Origin of the sequence: Sphingomonas sandaracina (genome assembly GCF_036663695.1) — a bacterium.
In the GTDB taxonomy this organism is placed as follows: domain Bacteria; phylum Pseudomonadota; class Alphaproteobacteria; order Sphingomonadales; family Sphingomonadaceae; genus Sphingomonas.
This window is the reverse complement of record NZ_JAXOJK010000004.1, coordinates 238,181-258,667: the sequence shown is the minus strand read 5'-3', so window position 1 is coordinate 258,667 and position 20,487 is coordinate 238,181. Positions and strand designations below refer to the sequence as shown.

Annotated in this window: 14 protein-coding genes and 1 riboswitch; of the genes, 3 read left to right on the top strand and 11 right to left on the bottom strand. The window is 67.5% G+C overall.

The features are described 5' to 3' along the window. Position 1: 1 nt before the first annotated feature. On the bottom strand, positions 2 to 559 hold the full coding sequence (phaR, locus tag U1707_RS14045; RefSeq protein WP_332800695.1) for a polyhydroxyalkanoate synthesis repressor PhaR: 558 nt from the start codon (positions 557 to 559) through the stop codon (positions 2 to 4). A 77-nt stretch (positions 560 to 636) separates the two neighbouring features. On the opposite strand from phaR, the gene U1707_RS14040 reads away from it, so the two are divergent. The 3 genes from U1707_RS14040 to U1707_RS14030 all read left to right on the top strand — a co-directional run bounded on the left by U1707_RS14040 (position 637) and on the right by U1707_RS14030 (position 6,193). Beyond that, positions 637 to 1,632 (top strand): polyhydroxyalkanoate synthase family protein, encoded by a 996-nt coding sequence (locus U1707_RS14040; protein WP_332800694.1) that lies wholly within the window; start codon positions 637 to 639, stop codon positions 1,630 to 1,632. 33 nt (positions 1,633 to 1,665) lie between these two features. Continuing rightward, positions 1,666 to 2,865, top strand: coding sequence for an acetyl-CoA C-acetyltransferase (locus U1707_RS14035; RefSeq protein ID WP_332800693.1), 1,200 nt, complete (start codon positions 1,666 to 1,668; stop codon positions 2,863 to 2,865). Between the two features lie 241 nt (positions 2,866 to 3,106). Beyond that, entirely contained in the window at positions 3,107 to 6,193 is a 3,087-nt protein-coding gene (locus U1707_RS14030) for a TonB-dependent receptor domain-containing protein (RefSeq protein WP_332800692.1), read from the top strand. A 102-nt stretch (positions 6,194 to 6,295) separates the two neighbouring features. Here U1707_RS14030 and alr read toward each other — a convergent pair whose 3' ends face one another. The 10 genes from alr to kdpB form a co-directional block, all read right to left on the bottom strand. After that, positions 6,296 to 7,321, bottom strand: a complete 1,026-nt coding sequence (gene alr, locus U1707_RS14025; protein ID WP_332800843.1) for an alanine racemase — start codon at positions 7,319 to 7,321, stop codon at positions 6,296 to 6,298. A gap of 49 nt (positions 7,322 to 7,370) precedes the next feature. Next, positions 7,371 to 8,150 (bottom strand): ABC transporter ATP-binding protein, encoded by a 780-nt coding sequence (locus U1707_RS14020; RefSeq protein ID WP_332800691.1) that lies wholly within the window; start codon positions 8,148 to 8,150, stop codon positions 7,371 to 7,373. Beyond that, positions 8,141 to 9,109, bottom strand: coding sequence for a FecCD family ABC transporter permease (locus tag U1707_RS14015; protein WP_332800690.1), 969 nt, complete (start codon positions 9,107 to 9,109; stop codon positions 8,141 to 8,143). The genes U1707_RS14020 and U1707_RS14015 overlap by 10 nt, the downstream gene beginning before the upstream one ends. Positions 9,110 to 9,290: 181 nt before the next feature. Then, positions 9,291 to 10,103, bottom strand: a complete 813-nt coding sequence (locus U1707_RS14010; protein WP_332800689.1) for an ABC transporter substrate-binding protein — start codon at positions 10,101 to 10,103, stop codon at positions 9,291 to 9,293. Further along, positions 10,100 to 11,998 carry a TonB-dependent receptor plug domain-containing protein gene (locus U1707_RS14005; protein WP_332800688.1) on the bottom strand — a complete coding sequence of 633 codons (1,899 nt, stop codon included), beginning with the start codon at positions 11,996 to 11,998 and terminating at the stop codon, positions 10,100 to 10,102. Before U1707_RS14005 ends, U1707_RS14010 begins: the two co-directional genes overlap by 4 nt. 117 nt (positions 11,999 to 12,115) lie before the next feature. Continuing rightward, positions 12,116 to 12,329, bottom strand: a riboswitch (cobalamin riboswitch). Between the two features lie 20 nt (positions 12,330 to 12,349). After that, positions 12,350 to 14,416, bottom strand: a complete 2,067-nt coding sequence (locus tag U1707_RS14000) for a TonB-dependent receptor (RefSeq protein ID WP_332800687.1) — start codon at positions 14,414 to 14,416, stop codon at positions 12,350 to 12,352. Between the two features lie 61 nt (positions 14,417 to 14,477). Next, complete coding sequence (locus U1707_RS13995) at positions 14,478 to 15,164, bottom strand: response regulator (protein WP_332800686.1); 687 nt, start codon at positions 15,162 to 15,164, stop codon at positions 14,478 to 14,480. Then, positions 15,164 to 17,854, bottom strand: coding sequence for a DUF4118 domain-containing protein (locus tag U1707_RS13990; protein WP_332800685.1), 2,691 nt, complete (start codon positions 17,852 to 17,854; stop codon positions 15,164 to 15,166). The genes U1707_RS13995 and U1707_RS13990 overlap by 1 nt, the downstream gene beginning before the upstream one ends. Continuing rightward, complete coding sequence (gene kdpC / locus U1707_RS13985; RefSeq protein ID WP_332800684.1) at positions 17,854 to 18,423, bottom strand: potassium-transporting ATPase subunit KdpC; 570 nt, start codon at positions 18,421 to 18,423, stop codon at positions 17,854 to 17,856. The genes U1707_RS13990 and kdpC overlap by 1 nt, the downstream gene beginning before the upstream one ends. Positions 18,424 to 18,434: 11 nt before the next feature. After that, positions 18,435 to 20,486: a potassium-transporting ATPase subunit KdpB gene (gene kdpB, locus U1707_RS13980; protein ID WP_332800683.1), complete on the bottom strand. Its 2,052-nt coding sequence runs from the start codon at positions 20,484 to 20,486 to the stop codon at positions 18,435 to 18,437. Between the last annotated feature and the right edge of the window lies 1 nt (position 20,487).

The window sequence follows — 20,487 nt, the reverse complement described above, 5'->3', positions numbered from 1 at the left end:
ATCAGCCGAGCTTCTCGACCTTTTCCTGCAACTTGGCGAGTTCGGTGCGCAGCGCGGCGATCTCGTCATCCTTGCTCGCCGCGGGCGCGGTCGACGGTTCCTGGCCACCGGCGGCACCGGGCTTGAACGCCTGGGCCGCGGCGTCGAACATCTCGAGATTGCGCTTGGCCAGATCGGCGAACGGCGAGTTCGCGAACGCGCCCTCGACCGCGGACTTGAACTGATCGTGGTTGCGACGGAAGCTGTCCATCGACGCCTCGAGATACCCCGGCACCATCGTCTGCATCGAATCGCCGTACATCGAGATCAGCTGACGCAGGAAGTTCACCGGCATCATCGTCTCGCCGCGGCTCTCCTCCTCCATGATGATCTGTGTTAGGACGTTGTGCGTGATGTCCTCGTCCGTCTTGGCGTCGACCACCTTGAAGTCGCGACCTTCACGGGTCATCGTCGCGAGATGATCGAGCGTGATGTACGATGAGGACTCGGTATTATAGAGACGCCGGTTGGCGTATTTCTTGATGATGACGATTCCGTCGGCAGCCCGTTGCTTCTTCATGGATCCCCCGTCTTATGTTTGAAACGGAGGCTACAGTCTTTGATGACGCACCGCAACAAGGTCCGAGGCCCTTACCCTTGTTCCTCGCCATGCTGCGCAGCGAGACTGCGACATCGCCCGAACGGATGGCCCGCGCCCTAGCCGGCTTGCGCGCCTATCAGGCCGCACCACGAGAGCGGCGGCGCGACCCGATGCCCGCGGTCCACCGCGTCGGCCGCGTGTCCCTGCGCGACTATGGCGGCAGTGGACGGCCTGTCGTGTTCGTCCCGTCGCTCATCAATCCCCCCGATATCCTCGACCATTCCGCCGAGACTTCGCTGTTGCGGTGGATCGCCACGCAGGGATTTCGTGTCTGGCTGGTCGACTGGGGATCGCCCGACAGCGCGGACCGCGACCTCGATCTGACCGCGCATGTCGCGCAGTTGTTGGTCCCGCTGCTCGGCGCACTTCCGGAGGCGCCCGTGCTGGTCGGCTATTGCCTCGGCGGCACGCTCGCATTTGGCGCTGCCGCGATCACGCCGGTAGCCGGGGTCGCGACGATCGCCGCACCCTGGCACTTTGCGGGCTACGGCGAAGGCCGTTCCACACTCGCTGCGACCTGGGCTGCGGTCCAGCCCGCCGCGGCGATGCTGGGCTTCCTCCCGATGGAGGTCCTGCAAGCCGGCTTCTGGCAGCTCGACCCGAGCCGTACGATCGCCAAATACGAGGCGTTCGCCGACCTCGCCCCCGACAGCGACGCGGCACATGCGTTCGTCCGGCTCGAGGACTGGGCGAACGCGGGCGCCCCCCTGCCCTACGCCGCCGCCGCGTCGTTGTTCGAGGACTGGATCGCCGACGACCTTCCCGGCAAAGGTCGATGGAGCATTGCCGGCACGGCGGTCGATCCGCTAGCCCTCGCCTGCCCGACCGTCGAGTTCGTCTCGCTGACCGACCGCATCGTCCCCGCCGCCACCGCGATCGGCCTCGCCGACCGCCGCGACCTAGGCGCAGGCCATGTCGGCATGATCGTCGGCCGCCGCGCCCGCGCGCAGCTATGGGAACCGCTCGCCAACTGGATCGCCGCGCTCGCCTGACCTACATGGGATCCAAACATAGAGGATCCCGACATGACCACCCGCCCTACCGCCCCCCGCCCCACCGACGTCGTCATTACCGCCGCCAAGCGCACCCCCGTCGGCAGCTTTCTCGGCGCATTCGCGACCACGCCAGCGCACGAACTCGGCCGCATCGCCATCGAAGCCGCACTCGAACAGGCGGGCGTCGCCGGCGCAGACGTTTCCGAAGTCATCCTCGGCCAGGTCCTCACCGCAGCACAGGGCCAGAACCCCGCGCGCCAGGCTTCGATGGCGGCCGGCGTGCCCAAGGAAGTGCCGGCATGGGGCGTCAACCAGGTCTGCGGCTCGGGCCTCCGCGCGGTAGCCCTCGCGGCACAGGCGATCCAGACCGGCGACGCGACCATCGTCGTCGCCGGCGGTCAGGAATCGATGTCGCTCTCCGCCCACGCGCAGTCGATCCGCGGCGGCCAGAAGATGGGCACCCTCAGCCTCGTCGACACGATGGTCAGCGACGGCCTGACCGACGTCTTCAACGGCTATCACATGGGCATCACCGCCGAAAATCTCGCCGAGCAATACCAGGTCACGCGCGGCGAACAGGACGCCTTCTCCGTCGCCTCACAGAACAAGGCCGAAGCGGCGCGCGGCGCGGGCCGTTTCAAGGACGAGATCGCACCGGTCACGATCAAGGGCCGCAAGGGCGACACCGTGGTCGCCGACGACGAGTACATCCGCGCGGGCGCGACGATCGAGAGCGTCTCCGGCGTGAAACCCGCTTTCAAGAAGGACGGCACGGTCACGGCAGCGAATGCAAGCGGCCTCAACGACGGCGCCGCCGCGCTCGTGATGATGCGCCGCGACGAAGCCGAACGCCGCGGCTCGACCATCCTGGCGACGATCAAGAGCTGGGCGTCGGCTGGCGTCGATCCGTCGGTCATGGGCATCGGCCCCGTCCCCGCCACCAGGCGCGCGCTTGAAAAGGCCGGCTGGACGCTCGCCGACCTCGACCTGATCGAAGCCAACGAAGCCTTCGCCGCACAGGCCCTGTCGGTCGGCAAGGAACTCGGCTGGGACGCGAGCAAGGTCAACGTCAACGGCGGCGCGATCGCGATCGGCCACCCCATCGGCGCGAGCGGCGCCCGCGTCCTGACGACGCTGATCTACGAAATGCAGAAGCGCGATGCGAAGCGCGGGCTGGCGACGCTGTGCATCGGCGGCGGCATGGGCATTGCTATGTGTTTGGAACGGTAAAACACACAAATGGCGTAATTTTGTATCGGTAGCGCTATCGGACGTGGCGCAATGTGACGATTTTGTCACAATGCGTTACAAACGCTTGTCGGTAATCCGCGGACCTGAACGTATGCTTGCCAGCAGCCGTAGTTAACGGCTGTATGACCCCCATACCGGCAAACTGGCCGATAACGGGGGACTGTAATTGTTTAGAGCACGCGACTTTCTATCCGCGACGATCCTAGCAACGGGCGCAGTGATGCTGCCGACATGGGCCTTGGCGCAGACCGCGCCCTCGGCCACGGACGGCGCGGTGATGGAAACCGGCACGCAAGCCGCAGCAGAAGCTGCAGAAGCGCCGGAGAATGACGCGATCGTGGTCACGGGGTCGCGCATTGCCCGCCCGAACCTCGACTCGCCGTCGCCGATCACGTCGCTCAGCATTCAGGAATTGACCCAGACGGGCGAAGTCTCGCTTGGCGATACGCTGAACAAGTTGCCATCGCTGCGGGCGACCTTTAGCGGGTCGAACTCGACGCGCTTCATCGGCACGGCTGGTATCAACGCACTCGATCTGCGCGGCCTGGGCACCAACCGGACGCTCGTCCTGGTCAACGGTCGCCGTCACGTGACCTCAACTCCCGGTGAAAACCGGGTGGACGTCAACACCATTCCGGTCGACCTGACCGAACGCGTCGACGTCGTGACCGGTGGCAACTCGGCAGTTTACGGTTCCGACGCCGTCGCAGGCGCCGTCAACTTCGTCCTCAAGCGCGACTACGAGGGCCTGCGCCTGCGTGGCCAGAGCGGTGTCACGTCGCGCGGCGATCGCCCCTCGTATTTCGGCAGCCTGACCGGCGGCAAGAACTTCGGAGAGGGTCGTGGCAACATTGCTGCATCGGTCGAATACAGTGAATCCGACGCGCTCTATTTTACCGATCGCAGCCGCTACAGCACGACCGGCCGTCGCCAGTTCAACCTGACCGAGAACGTACTCACCGAGCCGGGCGTCGGCAACGGCGTGCCCGACACGGCCTTCCTCACCAACGTCCGCAACATTGCGATCTCCGAAGGTGGAGCGATCACGTCGGCCTGCCCGACCGCAGTGGCCGGCAACGCTGCCGTCACCGCTCGCCGCGCCTTCAACTGCACCGGCGAGAACAGCAACACGGGCGCGGCGCTAGGTCGCGTGTTCGTGTTCGACAATTCGGGCAACCTCGTTCCGAACAACGTCGTGAAGGACTTCCGTCCGTTCGGTTCGGGCAATGCGATCGGTGGCCTCGGGTCCTCGCAGCGCCTGACTGGTCAGCTGCAGCCCGGCATCAAGCGCTATTCGGCGAACCTCCTGGCGCACTACGACGTCTCGGACGCGTTCCGTCCGTTCGTCGAGGCAAAATATGTCCGCGTCGACGCGGTTCAGGAAGGCCAGCCGACGTTCCTGCAGGGCACGCTGCCCGCAATCTACAACGTCAACAATCCATTCCTTAACGACCAGGCGCGCTCGGTACTCGCCCAGACGCTGGCGCCCGGCGCCACCACGTTCCAGGCCCAGCGCATCAACGTCGATTTCGGCGCGCGTGGCGAAAACCATCGTCGCGAGACCTACCGTATCGTTGCCGGCGTCGAGGGCACGTTCAACAGCGATTGGCGCTATGAGGTCGCGTTTAACTACGGCCATCTCGACACGTTCTATGCGACTCAGGGCAACGTAAACATCCAGAAGTTCAAGAACTCGCAGGATGCGGTCCGCAATGCTGGTGGCAACATCGTCTGCGGCATCAACGCCGATGCGAGCACGGCCAATGACGACGCGAGCTGCGTTCCCGTCAACCTGTTCGGCCAGGGTGCACCGAGCGCTTCGGCACTGAACTATTTCGTCGTGAACTCGACTCGCCGCCAGAAGGCCGACCAGTATGACGCAACCGCGTTCGTATCAGGTGACCTTTCGCAGCTGTTCGAACTGCCGGGGGGCCCGATCGCTTTCTCGATCGGTGGCGAATATCGCCGCGAGACGTCCTATTCCGCCTTCGACGAGGTTACGCGGAGCGGTGCGACCTTCCTGAACGCCATTCCGATCTTCGATCCGCCGGCGCAGGTCGTAAAGGAAGCATATGGCGAAATTCGTATTCCGCTGCTGAAGGACGTGCCGTTCTTCCAGGAACTGACAATCGACGGTGCAGGCCGCGTTTCGGACTATAACATCGGCGCGACCGGCACGGTGTATTCGTATAATGCCGGTCTGACGTGGTCGCCGGTCCGCGACATTCGCGTTCGCGGCAGCTATGCCCGCTCGGTCCGTGCTCCGACGCAGGGGGATCTGTTCTCGGCACCTAGCCAGACCTTCCTCAACGGCCTGAGCGATCCGTGCAGCCAGAGCAATATCCGCAACGGCGCGAACCGGGTCGCCAATTGCGCAGCGGCAGGCGTTCCCACGACCCAGACGTTCAACGGGATCACCGAGCCGTTCACCAACGTGCCAACGTCCGGCATCAGCGGCCTGAACGGCAGCAACCCGAACCTACGCGAAGAAACCGCCGACAGCTTCACAGGCGGTGTCATCCTCCAGCCGAGCATGATCCCGGGTCTTATCCTGTCGGTCGACTACTACAACATCAAGATCAACAATGTGATCTTCGCGCTCGCGCCGCAGACGATCATCAATCAGTGCTACGACAGCCCGAGCGGCATCAACAATCAGTATTGCGCGGCACTGACGCGTAATCCGAACGGTACGTTCGCCGGGCAGACCGGCGTCACCAATGGTGGTGCGCAGATCTCGTTCCCGGCAACCGGCCAGTCGTTCCTGTCGGGGCCGTTCAACTTCGCCAAGCAGAAAACGTCCGGCATCGATGCCGACCTGAGCTACAGCCACGACATCGGCGGCGCCAAGGTCACACTTCGTGGGATCGTCAGCTATCTGATCAACCGCGACAACTACACCGACATCAACCTGCCGGATTACATCGACCAGCAGAAGTTCGAGGTCGGCGATCCCGAATGGTCGGGTTCGTTCACTGCGAACTTCGACTTCGGGAAGTTCGACCTGAACTACAACATGCGTTACATCGGCAAGCAGACGGTCGCAGCCGAATATGAGACGCAAAATTCGGTTCAGGGCCGCCCGGCCCGCGATCCAGATGCGTTCCCATTCAGCTTCTACCCGGACGTGACCTATCACAATCTCCGTGTCGGCGCGGACGTCACGGACAAGTTCCGCTTCTATGCCGGCATGGACAACGTGTTCGATCGCCAGCCGCCCTACGACATCACCGGCACGACCGGGGCGCAGGGCATCTACGAGAATGTTGGCCGGTTCATGTACGCTGGCTTCGAAGCCAAGTTCTGATCCGCCGATAAAACTGGAAAGGCCGCTCCTGACGGGGCGGCCTTCTTTTTTTGAACCGATGTCGGTAATGGTAGCCGCCCGCGGCGCCTTACGGCCCGTTCGTCAGTTCCAAACGCGCGAATAGCGTCCGCCAAGACTGGTCAGCAGTTCATATTGCGACATTGCAGATAGCGCAGCGGCTTCGGGCAATGCGAAGTCCAGCGTGAGCCATTCTCCTTCGCCGGCCTCTGGCATCTTAGTCACGTCGATGGCGACCAGATCCATCGACACGCGGCCGATGACGGGCATCGTGATGCCGCCCGCCGACGCGGCACCAACATTCGAGAAGCCCCGGAAATACCCGTCGGCATAGCCGAGATTGAGGATCGCCACTTCGGTGTCGGTTGGCGCGGCCCAGGTCGCATTGTACCCTACTGTCTCGCCCGCGCGGACGCGGCGGCGTTGCAGGATCTGCGCCTCGGGGACGACGACCTGACGGATCGCATCGGCCAGATCGCCACGCGGGACGCCGCCATACAACGCCAGCCCAGGGCGCGTCAGGTCGAACGCGTAGCCTTCGAGCGCGATGCCGGCGGAGTTCGCCAGGCTCATGCGGCGCGCCGATGTCGCGCCTGCGAGCGCCGCAAACCGATCGCGCTGGCGTGCGTTCATCGGCAAGTCCTCGTCGGCGCACGCTAGATGGCTCATCAGCGTCTCGATGTAGAGGCCGTCGAGCAGGCCGCCTGCGATGTCGTCCGCCGACACGCCGAGGCGGTTCATGCCGGTGTCGACCATGACGTCGCAAGCGCCGCCGCCCGCGGCTTTCCAGTGCGCGACCTGGCCCGCGGTATTCAGGACCGGGCGGGCGAACCCGGCCGAGGCGGCCGCCATGTCCTCGTCGCGGATGCCGTGGAGGACGGACACATTCAGCCCGAGCGGTGCGAGGTCGGCTGCTTCCTGCCAGTTGGAGACGAAGAAATCGCGGCAACCAGCCGCAGCGAGGCGGCGTGCGACCTCGATCGCGCCGAGGCCGTATCCATTTGCCTTGATCGCGGCACCGCACGCGGCGCTCCCGCTCATATTGTCGAGCGTGCGCCAGTTCTGGACGAGCGCGTCGCCATCGAGGCGCAGACGGAGCGGGGCAGGAATATCGATCACCCGGCGCGGGATAGTGCGCCGAACCGGGCGCGTCGACCGTCTATGCCGGTTCGATGCGGCCGACCGGCACGAAGAGACGATTGCCCCCGTCGTCGAGCAGCGCGACCCGCACGCCGAAAACCTCCGCGAGCGAGCTAGGCGTGAGCACGTCGGCGACCGGACCGAACGCCACAACACGACCGTCGGCGATCAGGAGGGCGTCGTCAGCGGTGCGCTGGGCCTGGACGAGATCGTGGAGGACGATCGCCACGCCCGCCCCGCCCGCCGCATAGGTACGCAGGCGGGCGAGCAGGTCGATCTGGTGCGACGGATCGAGGCTGGCGAGCGGTTCGTCGGCCAGCAGCCAGCGCGGTTCCCCGGCCAGCACGCGCGCGAGCAGGACGCGGGCGCGCTCGCCGCCGGACAGCTCGGCGATCGGGCGATCCGCCAGATGCGTCGTCTCCGTATCGTGCAGCGCGCGCTCGATCGCCGCGTGATCGGCAAGCGACGCCCCGGCATGCGCGCCCCGGTGCGGCAGCCGGCCGAGCGCCAAGACGTCGCGCGCGACGATGTTCCAGTGCACCGTCGCATCCTGCGGCAGATAGCCGATCGCGCGCGCCCGCACCCTCGGGTCCATCGACCGCACGTCGTGCGTGTCGAGCCTGACGCTGCCCGACGCATACCCGACGAGCGCGGCCGCGGCCTTGACCAGGGTGCTCTTGCCGGCGCCATTAGGGCCGAGGATCGCGGTCACGCGACCGGGGCGCAGATGCGCGGATATGTCGTGCAGCACGGTGCGCTTGCCGAGCCTGACGCTCAGCCGATCGACGATCAGATCCACTCGCGCCCCCGTTCCCTGAACAGCAGCCCGAGGAAGAACGGCGCGCCGATCATCGCCATCGCAACGCCCAGCCGCACTTCGCCTGCCCCTGGCGCAAGCCGCACCAGGCTGTCGGCGGCAAGGACGAGCGCCGCGCCGCCCAGCGCCGACGGCAGCAGCAACGCGCCGGGTCGGTGCCCGAAAATCGGTCGCAGCATGTGCGGTACGACCAGGCCGACGAAACCGATGACGCCGGTCACGGCCACGCCCGCCCCGACGACGAGCCCGGTTCCCAGCACGACGAGCACGCGGATGCGGCCCATCCGCACGCCGAGCGACCGCGCCGCCACCTCGCCGAGCGACAGCGAATCGAGCGATCGGCCGGTCGTCAGCAGCAGGATCGTACCGAGCAGCATCGGCGGCAGCGCGGATTGCACGTCGGTCCAGCCTCGATCGGTCAGTGCGCCCATCAGCCAGTCCATGACCTCCGCCACCGCATAGGGGTTCGGCGCGATCGAGATCAGGAACGCGGTGAGCGCGCCGGCGAGGCTGGTCAGCACGGTCCCGGCGAGGATGAAGGTGATCGCGCTCGGCGATCGCCAGGTCAGTGCGGCGAGCAACGCGACCGCGCCACCCGCCCCCAGCATCGCCGCCACGAAGATGCCGGGTCCGGTACCGACCCCGAAGACGATCGCGGCCACCGCAGCGAGTGCAGCGACCGACGAGACGCCGACCACCGCCGGGTCCGCCAGCGGATTGCGCAGATACCCCTGCAGCACCGCGCCCGACAGACCGAGCGTCGCCCCGAGCGCGAGGCCGAGCACTGCGCGCGGCAGGCGCAGCTCGAGGATGATCCACCAGCGCGGATCGGCGGAGAACCAGGCGGCCGGCGGCACCCACACCTTGCCGCAGCCAAGCGACAGGCCGAACAGCGCGATCACGAGCGCGCCGAGCGCGAGCAGTTTGAGGGGGCGGGTCATTGTGTCTGGTCCGCAGATGGAGGCGCTCCACGCACGGCCGCCACCCCGGCGAAGGCCGGGGCCCAGTTGGGGGACGATCGTAACTGCGAGCAGCGCTCGATTATTCCGGCCTCTCCAACTGGGTCCCGGCCTCCGCCGGGGTGGTGTTTAGGGATAGCATCCCCAATGCGTCGTGCGTGCATCATACCCCCGCCCGGATCGCGGCGAGCCGCTCGAGTGCACGCGGGATGGTGGGGCCGCCGCAGTTGATGAGCACACGCGGAAACACCGCTTGCGGCGTGGTCGGCAAGAGCCGGTGCCGCAGCGCTGCGCCGCGCCCGACACGCTCGGAGGCGATGACAACATCGGGGGGCCGGGTGACGATCGTCTCCGCCGACAGCGTGCCGGTATGCGTCAGGCCGTAGCGCACCGCCGCGTTGCGCAACCCGACGCGGGTCATCATGTCGTTGAGCAACGTGCTGCCGCCGGTCGCCAGATCGCCGGTGATATACAGCAGGGCGCTGGGCGGATCGGCGGCGCGGCGGCTCCATTTGGCGACGGCGCGATCGATGTCGGCATTGATCCGCGCACCACTGGCCGGCGCGCCGACCGCATCGGCGATCTGCGTGACCTGCGCCTGGCTCTCCGCGATCGAGTCGGGGATGCCGAGCAGCAACGTCTTCAGCCCGGCCCGCGCATACGCCGCCTGCGTCGCCGCGGGCGTATAGGTGCTGGCGATGACGAGATCGGGGTGCAGCGCGATCACTTCCTCCGCGGTGCCGGCGGTCGCGCGAAACCGCCGCGCGACGTCGAGCGGGATCGAGGTGCCGCCCGGATCCTGCGAATGATGGCTGATCGCCGCGATCCGCGATGCGGGCACGATCCGCACCAGCACCGCATCGACGCACGGGTTAGTCGAGACGATCCCCCCGCCGCCGCGTCCGCCCGGCGGCACGGAGCAGCCTCCGAGCGTCAACGCGGCGAGCAACGTCAGGAGGATCGCCTCGCGGCTCACTTCAAGCGCAGCCGGACGCCGCCATAGGCCGCTCGACCATAGGTGCCGTAGCCCGCGATCGTCTGGTACGACGCGTCGGTGACGTTATCGACGCGGCCATAGACGGCGAACCGATCGCCGATCGGGAACTCCGCCCGGACGCCGCCGAGCGCATAGCCATCGAGCCGCACCGCATTGGCGGAGTCGTCGAAACTGTCGCCGACCATCGTAACCGTGCCGCCGATCGACAGCCCGAACGGGAACCGGTAATCGGCGTTGACGCTGGCGGTCTGGGTCGGCCGCCGCGCGAGGGTCTTGCCGAAATCGTCGCCGATCGAGCGGTTTTCGGTGCGGATATAGCTGTAGTTCGCGGTCAGCGTCAGCGCATCGACCGGGCGTAGTGCCAACGTGAACTCGGCACCGTCGGCCTCGGCGCGGGCAATGTTCGCATAGACGCCGAACGGGCGATCGACGCAGATCGAGCCGGTCGTCGCCTGCTCCGCGTCGCTGCACGCGCGGAAGTCGATCTGGTTGCGCGTGCGTCGGTTAAAATAGGTGACGCCGACGCGCGCACGGTTGCCGAGAAACGCCTGTTCCGCGCCGACATCGAAATTGCGCGCCGTTTCCGGATCGAGACCGCGGTTCCCGAAATCCGAGAACAGCTGATACAGGGTCGGTGCCTTGAAGCCTTCGCCATAGCTGGCGCGGAACGTCGTGCCGGTGCGCAACGCCAGCGCCGCGTTCGCGCCGAACGTCGTACGGCTGCCGAAATCGTCGTGATCGTCGTTGCGGACGCCGCCGGTCAGCGTGAGGATATCGACCGGCTTGACGATCAACTGGCCGTAGACGCTGGTGATGCCGGTGTCGGCAGACGCGAACCCGTCACTGTAGCGGCTGTTCTCGCGCTCGACGCCCGCGACGACGCGGACTTGGTCGAGTGGCCGGAAGTCGCCCTGATACTCATAGCGTTCGCTGCGGCCGCGCCCGATGAAGCTCGGGTCCGCGCCGAAGGTCGGATCGTAATTGTCGCGGTTGATGTCGGCGATCGTGAACGCCACGCGATTGTTGAACCGGCCGTCGGCGAAGTTGGCATGAAGACCGGCATAGCCATAGAGTTCCTGGGTCTTCGAATATTCGGGGTCGTCGGCGAGGGCAAAATCGGGTGCCGGGAACCCATCGATGTCGACCTTGCTGTCCGCATAATAGCCGCGCAGGTCGAGGCCGATGCCCGGCGCGAATTCGACGCCCAACCGCCCTGCCGCGCCATATTGGCGGTAGCCATCGCGCTCGGTGCCGCTTGCCGCCGACGAGATGCCGTCGGTCCGCAGATAGCCCCCGGTCAGCGAGCCGGATACCGGCCCCTTCGCGCCCGATACGCCTGCACTCGCGAACACGCCGTCGGCATAACCATATTCGGCGTTTGCGCGCGCCTGCACGCCTTCGGTCGGCGCCGCGGTGATGATGTTGACGACGCCACCGATCGCCTGGCTGCCCCACGGTACCGAGTTGGGCCCGCGCAACACCTCGATCCGCTCGACCGAGCTCGACAGGAGGTTGGCGAAGTTGAAGCCGCCACCGGTCGAGGACGGATCGTTGACGCGGACGCCGTCGATCACGACCAGGGTCTGGTCGGCTTCGGCGCCGCGGATCCGCACGCTAGTCAGCGCGCCGATCGAGCCGTTGCGGGTGACGGTGACGCCGGGCGTGGTCGCGAGCAGATCGGACACCACGGTCGTCTGGCGGCGCTCGATCTCGGCGCGGTCGATCACGGTCACCGCCTGGCCGACTTCGCTCGCGGGTTGCGCGACGCGCGCGGCGGTCACGACCAGTTCGGGCGTATCGGCGTCGGGAACGGCCTGTGCATATGCGGGCGATGCGATCGTCGCGGCGGTCAGGAAAAGAAAGAATTTCGTCATGGGCACGTCCTGAACAAGACCGCCTGCGACCATTCGCAGGGCGGCCAGACGTCTCTCGCGCGAGGATGCCCCGTCACGACGGAGCTACTCGTCCGCGCCGGAGCACCCGCCCGCGCAGTGGATCGACCGTGAGAGGCAGGTCTCCTGGCTTCCGGGTCGCCGCGTCCACCCCGCCTTCCCAGGTCTTCACCCAGTGGCGTATCGGGGTGGCCGCTATCCGGTCACAGTTGCGGGTACAGCGTCGGTCTTGCGGATCGGATCATGACGACCCTCCCGCGCACCGACTTCCCTTTTGATCCCGTCGCCGGGAGCCCTTCACGCGCCCGCCATTAGTCGCAGCCCAGACACGGGTCAACGCAAGCCATAGCGGAGCCCGACCCAGATCGTCCGCGGCGTCGCGCGCTCAACGATGTTGCCGCCGCTGATCCCCGCCTCGACCCGTTCGTTCAGCATGTTTTCGGCACGCAGTTCGGCGATCAGCGACCGCATGACGGGGAGTGCAGCATACGCGTCGAGCGTGGTCGCGGGCGCGAGCACCCGGCTGTTCTGGTCGTCGTCGAACTGCCGGCCGACATGCCGCACGGTCAGCGACAGCGCCGCTGCATCGTGCCGCCAGTCGATCGTCCCCGACACAGCGTCGCGCGGCGTCTGCGCAGGGCGCAGACCGTCAAGCGCCGCGGTGATCCCCGAACCTTCGACGGTCGAATTGGTGTGCGACCAGGATGCCTGCACGCCGAACGGGATAGTCCCCGAAGCCGGCCGATACGACGCATCGAGTTCGAACCCATGTGCGCGGATCGCATCGAGATTCTGACGGACGCGGTAGGTCGTCACGCCAGGAAGGACCTGCGCTGGGCTGGTCGTCGTGACGTTGGCGATCGCGTCCGTCACCCGGTTGTAGAAATAGGTCGCGGCAAGACTCACGCCCGATACAGGCGCCAGCGTGACGCCGCCCTCGACCCCGGTTAGCCGTTCGGGCGACAGCGACGCGTTCGCCGCAGTCGCATCGTTGCCGACGCGGAACGGCCGGTACAGTTCGTTGAGCGTCGGCAACCGCCAGCCGCGATACCCCGCGGCGCGCAGCGTGATCGCCTCGACGGGCTGGTAGGCGATACCCGCGCGGCCAGTCGTCTCGCTGCCGTCGCGGTTGGCATAGCGCTGGTCGGTGAGTGCCGCGCCCCCCGCCAGCGGCCGTTCGGACAAATAGCCGTCGTCGATCGTCCACCAGTCCAGCCGCCCGCCAAGGCTGAAGGTCACATCTCCAGCGACCAGGCTGCCATCGGCGAACAAGCCCGTCGTGGTCGTGCCGCCGCCCGCCTCGCGTCGCCGTGTCGGTACCGCCGCGACGAAGGTGTAGAGTTCCTGCGTCTTGCCGCTGACGTCGCGCAGGTCGGCGCCCAGCCGCAGCGTGATGCTCTTGCCCAGCGGCGGCAGGATCTCGATCCGCCCGCCCAGCCCGGTGGCCGGCGTATTATACTGGTCGAGCGACTGGATCGCGGTCGTTCGCGCGGCATTGATGCTGTTGAAGCTGCTCGCGAACGCGCGCGTCTGCAGATAGGCGAGCGCGGAATAGCCCCAGTCGCCGCGGCCGATCAGCCTGACGCTGGCGTCTGCGCCTTCGCTCTTGTTGTCGGTGAACTCGGACCCACGATCACGCCGGTCGGTGAAGGCGCTGGCGTTCACCTGCAACTCCGTCTTCGCGCCGATCCCGACGACGGTCCTGATCGCGCCCGACGCCTGCTCGTACGGCGCGGGCCGATCGACGATCCCGCGACTGTCGGCCACCGTCGGCGTGAAACCGTCGCCGCGCGCATACGCGCCGGACAGCGTCGCGAACCCGCCCTCGCGGACCAGCGCCGCCGAGCCCTGCGCATCGACCGAGTCGCGACTGCCATAGGCGATGCTGCCCTGGAACGGCGTCAGGTCGCCAGGCGTCGCGCTTTCGAGTTCGACCGTCCCGGCCAGCGCCCCCGGCCCCTGATAGCCACTGCCGCCGCCGCGCGTCACGCGGATGCGACCCAGCCGCCCCGTCGCATAGGCGGGAAACGCGACCCACCCGCCGAACGGGTCCGCCTGCGGTACGCCGTCGAGGATCAGCAGCGCGCGGCTCGACGCATTGCCGCCGATCCCGCGCAACGAAATCCCCTGGCTGGTCGGGTTGGCGCTGCGCGAATCCGACCGGCGGAACTGCTGCAAGCCGGCGACATCGGCGAGCACGCTCTCCAGCCGGTTGCTGGCATTGGCGTCGATCCGATCGCGCTCGATCGTGACGATGTCATAAGCGCGGTCACCCGGCGCCGGCGCCAGCCCGCGCCCGGTCACGACGATATCGGGTGCAGGTTCGGGGGTCGATTGCGCGACGGCAGCGCCGGACGACAGGAGGACGCAAACGAGTGCAGAGATCGGAAGGCGAATCATCGCCGGCGCATGGCAGCTTTACCCCGTCTCTGGAAAGCGGGCAGACCGGCCCGATCGTCGTTCAGCTATCGGTGCGCAGACGGTAGCCGACCCCGAGTTCATTGGCGATCACGCTGCCGACCGGATCCGGCGCCTCGAGTTTCTGGCGCAGGTTGCGGATCACGATGCGGAGATATTCGATCCGCGGATCCTCGTCGCCACCCCAGGCCGCGGCGATGATCCGGTCGTGCGTGACGACCCGCCCGCTATGCCGCGCCAGCACCGCGAGCACCTCATGCTCCTTGCGCGTCAGATGCAGTTCCTCGCCATCGCGCGTGACGAGGCGGCGATCGAGGTCGATCGTGACATTGCCGGTGTGAACAAGCTTCGGCGCGGTGTCGGCGGTGGCCTGATGCCGCAGCGCGACGCGCAACCGGGCGAGCAGTTCGTCGCTGTCGAACGGCTTGGTGACGAAATCGTCGGCGCCGAGATCGAGCGCAGCGACTTTCTCGTCGGTCGCGTCGCGCGCGGACACCACCAGGATCACCGCATCGCCGTCGCGCCGCAGCACCGGGATCAAGCTGAGACCATCGCGGTCGGGCAACCCCAGGTCGAGCAGGATCGCGCTGGGGTGTTCGGCCGCCGCGCGGGCGATCGCACTGCGCGCGTCGACCGCTTCGACCACCGCATAGCCGGCGCGTTCCAGCGTGTTGCGGAGCAGGCGACGGATCGAGATTTCGTCGTCGACGACCAGGATCTTCGCGGGCATCAGATCGCGCTTTCGGGTGCGACGTTGCGCACGATGAGAGGGGACGGGAACACCAGCGTGAACGCGGCGCCGGGTTCGTCGACGCGATTGCCGGCTTCGACCATCATTCCCATCGCCTCGGCGAAGGCCTTGACGATGGCAAGCCCCAACCCGGTCCCGACGATCTCGCGGTCCGATCCTTCGAGCCGCCGGAACGTCTCGAACACCTCGGCCTCGCGGCCCGGCGGCAGGCCCGCGCCGTGGTCGAGCACCGCCAGCCTGAGTTCGCCGTAGCGATGCCGCCCCTCGACGACGATCTCGGTACCCGGGTTGCCGTAGCGCCCGGCATTGTCGAGCAGGTTGAGCAAGCAATGATGCAGCAGCTGCGGATCGACCCGGACCAGCGGCAGGTCGGGCGGCACGTCGAGCCGGACCGCATGCCCCTCCAGCGCACGGCGCGCGTCGTGCGCGGCGCCGGCGACCGCATCGCTGAGATCGGTCGCCTCGATGTTGAGCTTGAGCGCCCCCGCCTCGACCCGCGCCATGTCGAGCAGGTTGGCGACGAACCGGTTGAGCCGCGCCGCCTCGGTCTTGATCGTCGCGATCAGGTCGGGGGTGGCACCGTGATCGAGTTCGTTCGCCGCGGCGATCACCGCGGTCAGCGGCGTGCGCAGATCGTGGCTGACCGACGACAGCAGTGCCGCACGCAGCCGATCGCGCGTCCGCACCGCGTCGACATCGCGCATCTCGGTCTCGAGCCGCAGCCGTTCGAGCACCAGCGCGGATTGATCGACCAGACTGGTGAGCAGCGGCAGTTGATCGGCGCGGACCGGATCGCCGCTGTTCTCGCGCGCGATGCCTAGCACCGCGAGCGTCCGCCCGCCCGCCTTGACCGGCTGGAACAGCCATTCGGACGCGGCCAGCGTCGCCGACCCCTTGCCCGCCGCCGCGCCGGCATCGAACGCCCAGTTCGCGGCGGCCAGATCCATCGTGTCGAGCCGGTAATCCGCGGTGCTCGCGGCCTGCACGGTCAACCCGGCGCCGGTCGTCGGGGCGAGCAGGACCGACTGCACGGCGAACACCTGCGCGACGTCGTCGCAGATCATCCGCGCCGCCACCGCGGGATCGTTGATCGCACTCAGTTGCCGCAGGAACCCCGCCAGCGTCGCGTTGGTCTGCGCGCTCGCCGCCGCGAGGTCGGCCTGCGCCCGCACCCGCGAGGTGAGTTGGCTGGTCGCGATCGCGACGCCGAGCAGGACGAAGATCGAGATCAGGTTCTCGGGATTGCTGATGCTCAGCGTGCCGACCGGCGGCAGGAAGAAGAAGTTATAGGCGAGGCTGGACGCGATCCCGGCGAACAGCCCGGTGCGCAACCCGAACAGGCTGGCCGCCACCATCACCGGCAGCAGGTACAGCAGCGCGACGTTGCCGAGATCGAGGATATGGAACAACGCGCTGGCGACCGTCGTGATCGCGGCGACCAGCGCCAGCGTGATGGCATAGCCGGTCGGCGAGCCCCAACCCGCCTTCGACCGCCGCCACGCCAGCGCGGAGGTCCTGGTTTCGGTTTCCATCGGCAGGACGTGGACGGTGACTCCGCTCGTACCGCGGATCAGCCGATCGACGATCGATCCGTGGATGAATTCAAACGCGCGCGAGCGGCGCGACTTGCCGACGACGAGCTGCGTCGCGCGCGCGTGGATCAGGAAGCCCTGGATACCCTCGACCACCGACGCGGCCGGCACCGTCGCGACCGCCGCCCCGAGTTGCGTCGCCAGCGTCATCGCTGCGGCGACGCGCTGATGCTGAACATCGGTGAAGTGCGCGGTGCGCGGCGTTTCGATGAACAGCGCCGTCCACGGGCCGTGCAACCCGTCGGCGACTCGCTTGGCCGCGCGCACCAGGCCGTCGACGCCGGGCAGTTCGTTGATCGCGACGACGATCCGGTCGGTGCCCGCCCATGTCCCGCCGATGCCGATCGCGCGGACATGATCGAGCATCTGCGCGTCGACCGCCTGCGCAGCCCGGCGCAGCGCGAGTTCGCGCAACGCCGACAGGTTGGATTTGGAGAAGAAATGACTGAGCGCGCGGGTCGCCTCGTGCGGCAGATAGACCTTGCCCGCCTTCAGCCGCTCGATCAGCTCGTCGGGCGGGATATCGACGACCTCGATCTCGGCGAGTTCGAGGATGCGGTCGGGAACGGTCTCGCGCACCCGGACACGCGTGAAACTGGCGACGATGTCGTTGAGGCTCTCGACGTGCTGGATGTTGATCGTCGAATAGACGTCGATTCCCGCCGCCAGCAGTTCCTCGACATCCTGATAGCGTTTGGGATGGCGGCTGCCGGGGGCGTTGGTATGCGCGAGTTCGTCGACGAGCGCGAGCCGGGGCGCGCGGGCGAGGATCGCGTCGATGTCCATTTCGGCCAGGACGCGCCCTTCATAGGCGACGTCGCGACGCGGGACGATTTCCTGTCCGCGCGTCAGCCGTTCGGTTTCGACCCGGCCATGCGTCTCGACGATGCCGATGACGACGTCGACACCGTCGCGCCGCCGTGCCGCGCCTTCGGACAGCATCTCGAAGGTCTTGCCGACCCCCGGTGCCGCGCCGAGGAAGATCTTGAGCTTCCCCCTCCCCTCCTGCTCGGCCTGACGCAGGAGGGCATCCGGATCCGGACGATTGTCGCTGTTGCCCGGATCGCTGACCGGCATCAGCGCGGCAGGGCGTCCAGCGCGCGGTTCATCGCCAGCACGTTGACGTGCGGTTCGCCCAGGATCGACGTCTCGGTCGCGGTGGCGACGATCGTCCTCACCCGGTCGACCGGAATGCCGCGGACCCGCGCGATGCGCGGTGCCTGGACGGCGGCGGCGGCCGGCGACAGATCGGGATCGAGCCCCGACCCGCTCGCGGTGACGAGGTCGGCGGGCAGCGGCCCGGTCACCCCTTCGGCGCGGCGCTTGGCGACGTCGGGCGTCACCCGGTCGACCAGCGCGTGCGAAGCCGGGCCGAAATTGGACCCCGACGACGCCAGCCCGTCATAGCCCTTGCCCGCGGCGGACGGGCGGGTCTGGAAATACCGGTCCCCGACGAACGCCTGACCGACCACCGTCGAGCCGACCACCTGACCGTTCTGCGTCACCAGACTGCCGTTCGCCTGCGACGGGAACACGGCCTGGCCGATCCCCGTCATAGCCAGCGGGTACGCCAGCCCGAGAAGTGCCGCGAACAGGATCGTCATGACGATCGCGGGTCGCAGTGCGGAGGTGAAGTCCTTACCCATGATATGTGTCCTTATGCGAGGCCGAGGCCACCGACCACAAGGTCGATGATCTTGATGCCGACGAACGGCGCGATCAGCCCGCCCAGTCCGTAGATTGCGAGGTTGCGCGCGAGCAGCGGGCCCGCCCCCATCGGCGTGTACTTCACGCCGCGAAGCGCGAGCGGCACGAGACAGGGGATGATCACCGCGTTGAAGATGATCGCCGACAGGATCGCGCTTTCGGGCGATCCCAGCCGCATCACGTTGAGCACGCCGAGCCCCGGATACAGCACGACGAACATCGCCGGGATGATGGCGAAGTATTTCGCCACGTCGTTGGCGACCGAGAAGGTCGTCAGCGCGCCGCGCGTCATCAGCAGCTGCTTGCCGAGGCCGACGACCTCGATCAGCTTGGTCGGATCGCTGTCGAGATCGACCATGTTGCCCGCTTCGCGTGCCGCCTGCGTACCGGTGTTCATCGCCACGCCGACATCGGCCTGCGCCAGCGCGGGCGCGTCGTTGGTGCCGTCGCCGCACATCGCGACGAGCTTGCCGCCCTGCTGTTCCTGGCGGATCAGCGCCAGCTTGTCCTCGGGCGAGGCCTGCGCGAGGAAGTCGTCGACCCCCGCCTCGGCCGCGATCGCCGCCGCGGTCAGCGGGTTGTCGCCGGTGATCATCACCGTACGGATGCCCATCGTCCGCAGCTCGCCGAAGCGTTCGCGGATGCCTGCCTTGACGACGTCCTTCAGGAAGATCGCGCCGAGCAGTCGGCCGTTCTTCGCGACCGCCAGCGGCGTGCCGCCGGCGCGCGCGATCTCGTCGGTGATGCGGCGCAGTTCGGTCGCCGCCGCAGTCTGGCCGACGCCGGGATTGGCCTTCAGGATCGAGTCGACCGCGCCCTTCTGGACCAGCATATCCGCGGTCCGCACGCCCGAGATCCGCGTCTGCGCGGTGAACGGGATCACTTCCGCGCCCTCGGGCAACACGCTCGTCGTAACGCCGAACCGCTCGCGCGCCAGCACGACGATCGACCGGCCCTCGGGCGTTTCGTCCGCCAGGCTGGCGATCAGCGCGGCTTCCGCCATCTCGGCATCGCTCGCGCCGCCGACCGCGCGGAACTCGCTCGCCTGGCGATCGCCGATCGTGATCGTGCCGGTCTTGTCGAGCAGCAGGACGTCGATGTCGCCCGCCGCCTCGACCGCACGACCCGACTTGGCGAGCACGTTGAACCGCACCAGACGGTCCATGCCCGCGATGCCGATCGCCGACAGCAGCGCGGCGATCGTCGTCGGGATCAGCGTGATCAGCAACGCCGCGAGCATCGCGACCGGGATCGAGCCACCCGCATAGCTGGTGAAGCCGGGGATCGTGCCGACCGCGATCAGGAAAATGATCGTCAGCCCGACCAGCAGCAGAGTCAGCGCGATCTCGTTCGGCGTCTTCTGCCGCTCGGCGCCCTCGACCAGCGCGATCATGCGGTCGAGAAAGCCCTTGCCCGGTTCGACCGTCACCTTGACGCGGATCTCGTCGGAGATGACGCGCGTCCCCGCGGTCACCGCCGAGCGATCGCCGCCCGCCTCGCGGATCACCGGCGCGCTCTCGCCGGTGATCGCCGCCTCGTTGACCGAGGCGACACCCGACACGACCTCGCCGTCGGATGGGATCAGGTCGTTGGTCTCTACCAGGACCACGTCGCCAACCTTCAGCGCGCTGGCCGGCACGCTCTCATGCTCGCGACCGTCGCCTTTCAGGCGCTTGGCGACGAGGTCCGCCTTGGTGGCGCGCAGCGAGGCGGCCTGCGCCTTGCCGCGCCCTTCGGCCAGCGCTTCGGCGAAGGTGCCGAACAGCACCGTCAGCCACAACCATATGACGAGCTGCAGCTTGAAGCCGATGCTCAGGCTGTCGTGGCCGACGACCAGCAGCACGGTCATCAGCGCGGCGACGACCGCGGTGACGAACATCACCGGGTTGCGGATCAGCTCCTTCGGGTTGAGTTTGACGAACGACGCCGTGATCGCCGGCACCACCAGGTCGGCGGTGAACAGGCTCTTGCTCTGCGAACGGCTTTGCGAATTCTGGGCCATG

Bases quoted from the DNA above. Each gene is read 5' to 3' on its own strand.
- kdpC (WP_332800684.1), bottom strand. From the start codon at position 18,423: ATGGGTAAGGACTTCACCTCCGCACTGCGACCCGCGATCGTCATGACG.
- U1707_RS13995 (WP_332800686.1), bottom strand. From the start codon at position 15,164: ATGCCCGCGAAGATCCTGGTCGTCGACGACGAAATCTCGATCCGTCGC.
- U1707_RS14000 (WP_332800687.1), bottom strand. From the start codon at position 14,416: ATGATTCGCCTTCCGATCTCTGCACTCGTTTGCGTCCTCCTGTCGTCC.
- U1707_RS14030 (WP_332800692.1), top strand. From the start codon at position 3,107: ATGCTGCCGACATGGGCCTTGGCGCAGACCGCGCCCTCGGCCACGGAC.
- phaR (WP_332800695.1), bottom strand. From the start codon at position 559: ATGAAGAAGCAACGGGCTGCCGACGGAATCGTCATCATCAAGAAATAC.
- U1707_RS13990 (WP_332800685.1), bottom strand. From the start codon at position 17,854: ATGCCGGTCAGCGATCCGGGCAACAGCGACAATCGTCCGGATCCGGAT.
- U1707_RS14035 (WP_332800693.1), top strand. From the start codon at position 1,666: ATGACCACCCGCCCTACCGCCCCCCGCCCCACCGACGTCGTCATTACC.
- kdpB (WP_332800683.1), bottom strand. From the start codon at position 20,486: ATGGCCCAGAATTCGCAAAGCCGTTCGCAGAGCAAGAGCCTGTTCACC.
- U1707_RS14005 (WP_332800688.1), bottom strand. From the start codon at position 11,998: ATGACGAAATTCTTTCTTTTCCTGACCGCCGCGACGATCGCATCGCCC.
- U1707_RS14015 (WP_332800690.1), bottom strand. From the start codon at position 9,109: ATGACCCGCCCCCTCAAACTGCTCGCGCTCGGCGCGCTCGTGATCGCG.